This is a genomic window from Prevotella sp. oral taxon 317 str. F0108, from assembly GCF_000162415.1.
Lineage (GTDB): Bacteria > Bacteroidota > Bacteroidia > Bacteroidales > Bacteroidaceae > Prevotella > Prevotella conceptionensis.
Genome location: NZ_GG740078.1, coordinates 7,215 through 12,537 on the forward strand (window position 1 = coordinate 7,215; position 5,323 = coordinate 12,537).

At 48.8% G+C, this 5,323-nt stretch carries 4 protein-coding genes; all 4 read left to right on the plus strand.

Going from position 1 to position 5,323, the window contains the following annotated elements; genetic code table 11:
• Positions 1-451: 451 nt before the first annotated feature.
• The 4 genes from HMPREF0670_RS14100 (at position 452) to HMPREF0670_RS14115 (ending at position 5,190) form a co-directional block, all read left to right on the plus strand.
• Positions 452-937, plus strand: a complete 486-nt coding sequence (locus HMPREF0670_RS14100; protein WP_009231821.1) for a T9SS type A sorting domain-containing protein — start codon at positions 452-454, stop codon at positions 935-937.
• On the plus strand, positions 934-1,854 hold the full coding sequence (locus tag HMPREF0670_RS14105) for a calycin-like domain-containing protein (RefSeq protein ID WP_009231822.1): 921 nt from the start codon (positions 934-936) through the stop codon (positions 1,852-1,854). The genes HMPREF0670_RS14100 and HMPREF0670_RS14105 overlap by 4 nt, the downstream gene beginning before the upstream one ends.
• Positions 1,855-2,028: 174 nt before the next feature.
• Positions 2,029-2,823 carry an HmuY family protein gene (locus HMPREF0670_RS14110; RefSeq protein ID WP_044078386.1) on the plus strand — a complete coding sequence of 265 codons (795 nt, stop codon included), beginning with the start codon at positions 2,029-2,031 and terminating at the stop codon, positions 2,821-2,823.
• A gap of 411 nt (positions 2,824-3,234) precedes the next feature.
• Positions 3,235-5,190: a TonB-dependent receptor plug domain-containing protein gene (locus tag HMPREF0670_RS14115; protein WP_009231824.1), complete on the plus strand. Its 1,956-nt coding sequence runs from the start codon at positions 3,235-3,237 to the stop codon at positions 5,188-5,190.
• Positions 5,191-5,323: the final 133 nt, after the last annotated feature.

Consider the following 5,323-nt stretch of genomic DNA (forward strand, 5'->3'; position numbering starts at 1 on the left):
TTCATCGTCCACTTTCGGTTAATAAACCCTTCATTGGAGTGAGTGGGCATGCGCTCCAAGGGTTGAGTGCACAAAAAGGTGTGCACGCCATAGCTAGTAAAGTAACGAAGACAATTTGCCACTGAGGCGAATAGCAACTCCCCAATGGTCGGCAGTATCCGCCGCAAATTTACAAAAAAACACAAAACGCGCAAACATTTATCGATATTTTTTTGAATAAGCACTAAAAGATAAAATGCACACAGCTGACTTTTCCCCCTGAAACTCTACCGTGCCTCCCTTCATTGCAAAAACCATCATGCTAAAATTAACGCACAAATATGGTCATCATTATCGAAAACCAGGCATAGAACAGGGTGAAAAATCACAACAAGTGAGTATTGCCGAAAAAAGAAGTTATTGTTACTTTTGCGGCGTTATAACAGATTAGATTTCATAAAATACAAGTACAATGAAAATCAGAACAACCATCAGGGCACTTGTTATTGCATCTGCCTTGTTCTTCGGTAGTGCGTGGGGCATGGCTGCTAACCACGTTAAAGTGAGCGGCAAGTCGGGTGAGAGCGTGTTCTTCGCACTGGCCGACAAGCCTACGGTGACTTTTACTACCAACAAGTTGGTAATAACGGCAGGCAAACAAACCGTTGAATACCCACTGAACGAGTTCCGTTCATTCGAGTTCGCCGACCCTTCTTCTACGGGCATCAGCACCGCTCCCTCGCCAAACGAGAGCCAAGCCGTGTTCAGTTTCGGCCAATCGGTTCACGGCGAAGGCCTGCAACCAGGCTCGCGCGTGTCGATATTCAATGTTTCGGGGCAGCTAGTTGTATCGGCAACAGTCAACTCCGACGGCTCGGTAGACCTACCTTTGAAGGGCCAAACGGGCGTTTTCATCGTTAAATCCACATCAAGAACCTTCAAATTCATTCAGAAATGAAATATCTCTTTACACTTGTTTTCGCCATACTGGCGGGCGTAGCCACTACCAAGGCACAAACAGTAACCATCACCAAGTCCGACGGTTCTACCGTTACATATAAGGCCAGCGAGATTAAGAACATACAATTTACCAACGAAGAGTCGCAGGTAAAGCCCATCCACACCTTTACAGGCTACATCGTTGTCAACTCGCCCATGTTCATGGACACCTATTATGGCGAGGAAGCCAAGATGGAAATATTTGCACAAGGTAAGAAATCCATCTGCAAATTCACCGACGCCAAATGGGGAACAGGCACTTTCGAAGTTACACTCAACGATGGCGAAATAAGAGGTTCGGGCAAGATAAGTGTTGCCGACCCACATAAGGCAGGCCAAACCAAGGAATACGAAGCACTCATCTCGGGTCCCATGGCCGCCGTTAACATTTCCATAAAAGGCCTGATGGGCGGAACAACCATTAAATGGAGAAATGGGAAAGCTCCAGAAAAGGTTAAACTATCTGGCACATACTTGGGTGACAACTCCGTATCGGTGACGGGACTAACGTACGTAGCAAAGAACACAGGCTACAGCTTCTGGGTGAACGACGACGGCACATACACGATTATGGTTCTTGGCCAAAAGCTTGAAGGTACGCTTATGGGCGACTTAACCTTAGGTGCGTACACCATCAACAACCTTGTCTACGATAAGAAAACCGAAACGTTCAGCAAAGACTATTCGAATGATGGCTTGAAACTCAAGTTTAAGAAGGGAGCGGAAACGGAATATAAAGAATACCTACTGACCAAGGCCACCATCAAAGCAACCTTTGGCAAAGACGGCAGCCTGAAGGTAGAAAACAATTTCACTGCCGGCCACATGCCGTTCCCACTCCAAGGCGTGTTCAACGGTAAGATTTACAAAATGTAAAGCCGCCGTACAAGCTTTTATCCCTAGCAAGGCAGTAGAGATTATAAGGGAGAGACACAGCAAACCGCCTTGGGCTTGTGGCGTGTCTTCCCATCCCAATCTTCGTAGTGGGCACGCCTGGACCATTTGCCAGGCGTGCCTCTTAAAAAGTTCACCTCATAGCCTCAAAAACCCATGCACTCCATCATCAAACTGGCCTACAAACTAAGTATGGGTACGCTCATAGCCTTGGTTTCAGCCTGCACAGGACTGTTCGACGGCATCTACGACTCGCCCGACAAAGCTCCGAAAATAAATGCCAACCAGCTGGCAATAGACGCAAGCGATTGGCATAATTGGTATTACATCGACTTCGACTCGCTGCAAATGCTGGCCGAAGCAGGCGATGCAGATGCCTTTCTGCATGCCCGAACCCACTTCACGCCCTATCCCATCCCAACAATCAAAGACGAAACACAGGCAAATAACCAAACAGGCATCTACACGTATTGGTTCGACGTGTTTGGAAAAGGCTTATCACACAACGAGAAAAGAGACTTTAAACCTACCGCCAAACAGCCCGAACCACCCGCATGGAGCATCGCCATACACCGCGACAACGTGCGAACCAACGGTGGAGCGGTGCTAGAAACCAACTATACATCGATGAGTCAGCTGCCACAAAGCAGCACACAGTTTATGGGAGCGACCTTCAAACCCGACGAATGGACCACCAACGAGGTTTGGGTAGACCAGTCGCAGATGGCCAACAGCCTCATTGGATGTCAAGGCATCCACATCAACCGCGCGCTATCCTCTTGGCTACGCCTCGACATTCCCCCCATGCCACCCGCTTTCAAGCATAACAATCGGGTGTTTGTGGTGAAACTTAACAACGGAAAGTTTGTGGCCCTGCAACTAGAAAGCTACATCAATCCCACAACCGGCACCAAATGTTATCTCACCATTAATTATAGGTATCCGTATTAGAAGTTGACGGGTTGATAGGCGAAGCCATCTTTTCACCATTAGGAGTTAAGGAGTTAAGGAGTTATGGAGTTAAGGAGTTAAGCCAAATGCCTAGGTGGCGTTAGCCATCTTTTCTCCATTAGGAGTTAAGGAGTTATGGAGTTAAGGAGTTAAGGAGTTAAGCCAAATGCCTAGGTGGCGTTAGCCATCTTTTCACCATAAGGAGTTAAGGAGTTATGGAGTTAAGGAGTTAAGCCAATAGCTCAGGAAATAAGGAGTTAAGCCAAACGAACAGGTGGCGTTAGCCATCTTTTCACCTTTTCACCTTTTCACCCTTTCACCTTTTCACCCTTTCACCCTTTCACCCTTTCACCCTTTCACCTTTTCACTTTTTCACCCTTTACAAGTCAACTTCACATCAAAGTTACGCTCATGTTCCACCGCACATTCATCTTCCTATCCCTCATCATATCGCACATAACGGCCAATGCTGCCCTCCCAGCCGACACGCTTAACCGCACCATCAACCTCGAACAGGTGGTGGTTACTGGCACGCGAAGTCCGAAACTGTTGGCAAGCACGCCCGTTCTAACGCGCGTCATCACACGAAAAGACATCGAAAAGACCGATGCCACCAACCTGCGCGATCTACTTCAAACCTCCATGCCTGGCATTGAGTTCTCGTATGCCATGAACCAACAAACCCATTTGAACTTTGCTGGATTTGGCGGACAAAGCTTGCTGATACTCGTTGATGGCGAACGCCTGGCAGGAGAAACGATGGACGACGTTGATTTTACCCGCTTGAGCATGGATAACGTTGAAAGGATAGAGATTGTTCGCGGCGCAGCCTCGGCCCTTTATGGCTCCAACGCCGCTGGTGGCGTTATCAACATCATCACACGCAACGCCACACAGCCTTTTAAACTAAACCTCAATGCGCGTGTTGCACGTCACAACGATTGGCGACAAGGCTTGAACATGCAACTGAAAAAAGGCAAATGGGCCAACACCCTAGCACTTACCCACACTTCGATAGATAACTACGACGTAACCAACGGCCCTTCGCCCATTTCGCGCGTTGTTGCTACCATCTACGGCGACAATACGTGGAACGCCAACAACCAGTTGTCTTTCAACCCAACATCAGAACTGAAACTAACTGGACGTGCCGGCTACTTTTTCCGCGAAACAACCCGAACGACAGACACGCCCGAACGCTATCGCGACTTTTCTGGCGGATTGCGCGCACTATGGCAACCATCCGACAAGCAACACCTAGAACTCTCCTACTCGTTCGACCAATACGACAAGTCGACCTATCTACAACAGGCGCGCCTCGACCTCCGCTCTTACTCGAACGTACAAAACGCCTTCCGCCTGCTCTACACCCTCAACTTGCGGCAAGGCGACGTGCTTTCTCTGGGTGCCGACTGGATGCACGATTGGCTGTTAAACCCCAATCTCGAAGGCCGAACGCGCAAACAACGCTCGTGCGACGTCTTCGCACAATACGACCTTAACCTCGGCAAGGCGTGGGAAGTGGTTGGCGCACTACGACTTGACCACTTTTCCGACCACGCCATCACGCGCCTAACGCCCAAAATCAGTCTTCGCCACACGCCCCTACCCCATTTAAACCTGCGCCTTGGCTACGGTATGGGCTTCCGTTCGCCCACGCTCAAAGAGAAATATTACAACTTCGACATGGCCGGCATTTGGCTTGTAACGGGCAATGCCAACCTTAAACCCGAAGTTAGCCACAACTTTAACCTCTCGGCCGAATACACGCGCTTGCATTATATCTTCACGTTGAGCGGGCATTATAATCTGGTGAGCGACAAAATAGCCACAGGCGCGCCTTTCTTCGCCAACCCATCAGAACCCATTCCCCATCTCCCTTACATCAATTTGGCGCGATATGCGGTGCTAGGCTTTGAGGCCACAGTGAAAGGAAAGTGGCAAAACGGCATGTCGGCACAGCTTTCGTACTGCTTTACACACGAACGCTTGCCCAAGGATAAGGACGGGAAACAACTGAATAACCAATATCAGCCTGCCCGAAAACATACCTTCACTGCGCATTGGGACTATTCGCACCGCTTTAATAAGTCCTACCAACTGGCTCTTAACATAGACGGACGTGCGCTTTCGCCCGTAGACAATCTGGAATATGTAGACTATTACGACCTGTCTAAGGGCACCAACACCATTCATTATCCCGCCTACACGCTGTGGAAGGTGTCTGCCGTGCAGCAAATCGGCAGCATATTCACGCTCACACTTTCGGTAGACAACGTGCTAAACTATCGCCCCCAGTACCATTACCTTAACTCGCCACTCACCGATGGAGCTAATTTTATGGTGGGAGCAGCAATCAACCTATAAAGGTGAAAGGGTGAAAAGGTGAAAAAATGGCTAACGCCTTTAAAGGTGTCTAGCGGTTTCTAGGTTTCTGGTTCTTTCTAGCTTTCGGATAAGTCAGACAAGTCAGACTGGTCTGACAGGTCAGAATTATCCT

Coding starts and splice junctions, on each gene's coding strand:
- HMPREF0670_RS14110 (WP_044078386.1), top strand. CDS start 2,029: ATGCACTCCATCATCAAACTGGCCTACAAACTAAGTATGGGTACGCTC.
- HMPREF0670_RS14100 (WP_009231821.1), top strand. CDS start 452: ATGAAAATCAGAACAACCATCAGGGCACTTGTTATTGCATCTGCCTTG.
- HMPREF0670_RS14105 (WP_009231822.1), top strand. CDS start 934: ATGAAATATCTCTTTACACTTGTTTTCGCCATACTGGCGGGCGTAGCC.
- HMPREF0670_RS14115 (WP_009231824.1), top strand. CDS start 3,235: ATGTTCCACCGCACATTCATCTTCCTATCCCTCATCATATCGCACATA.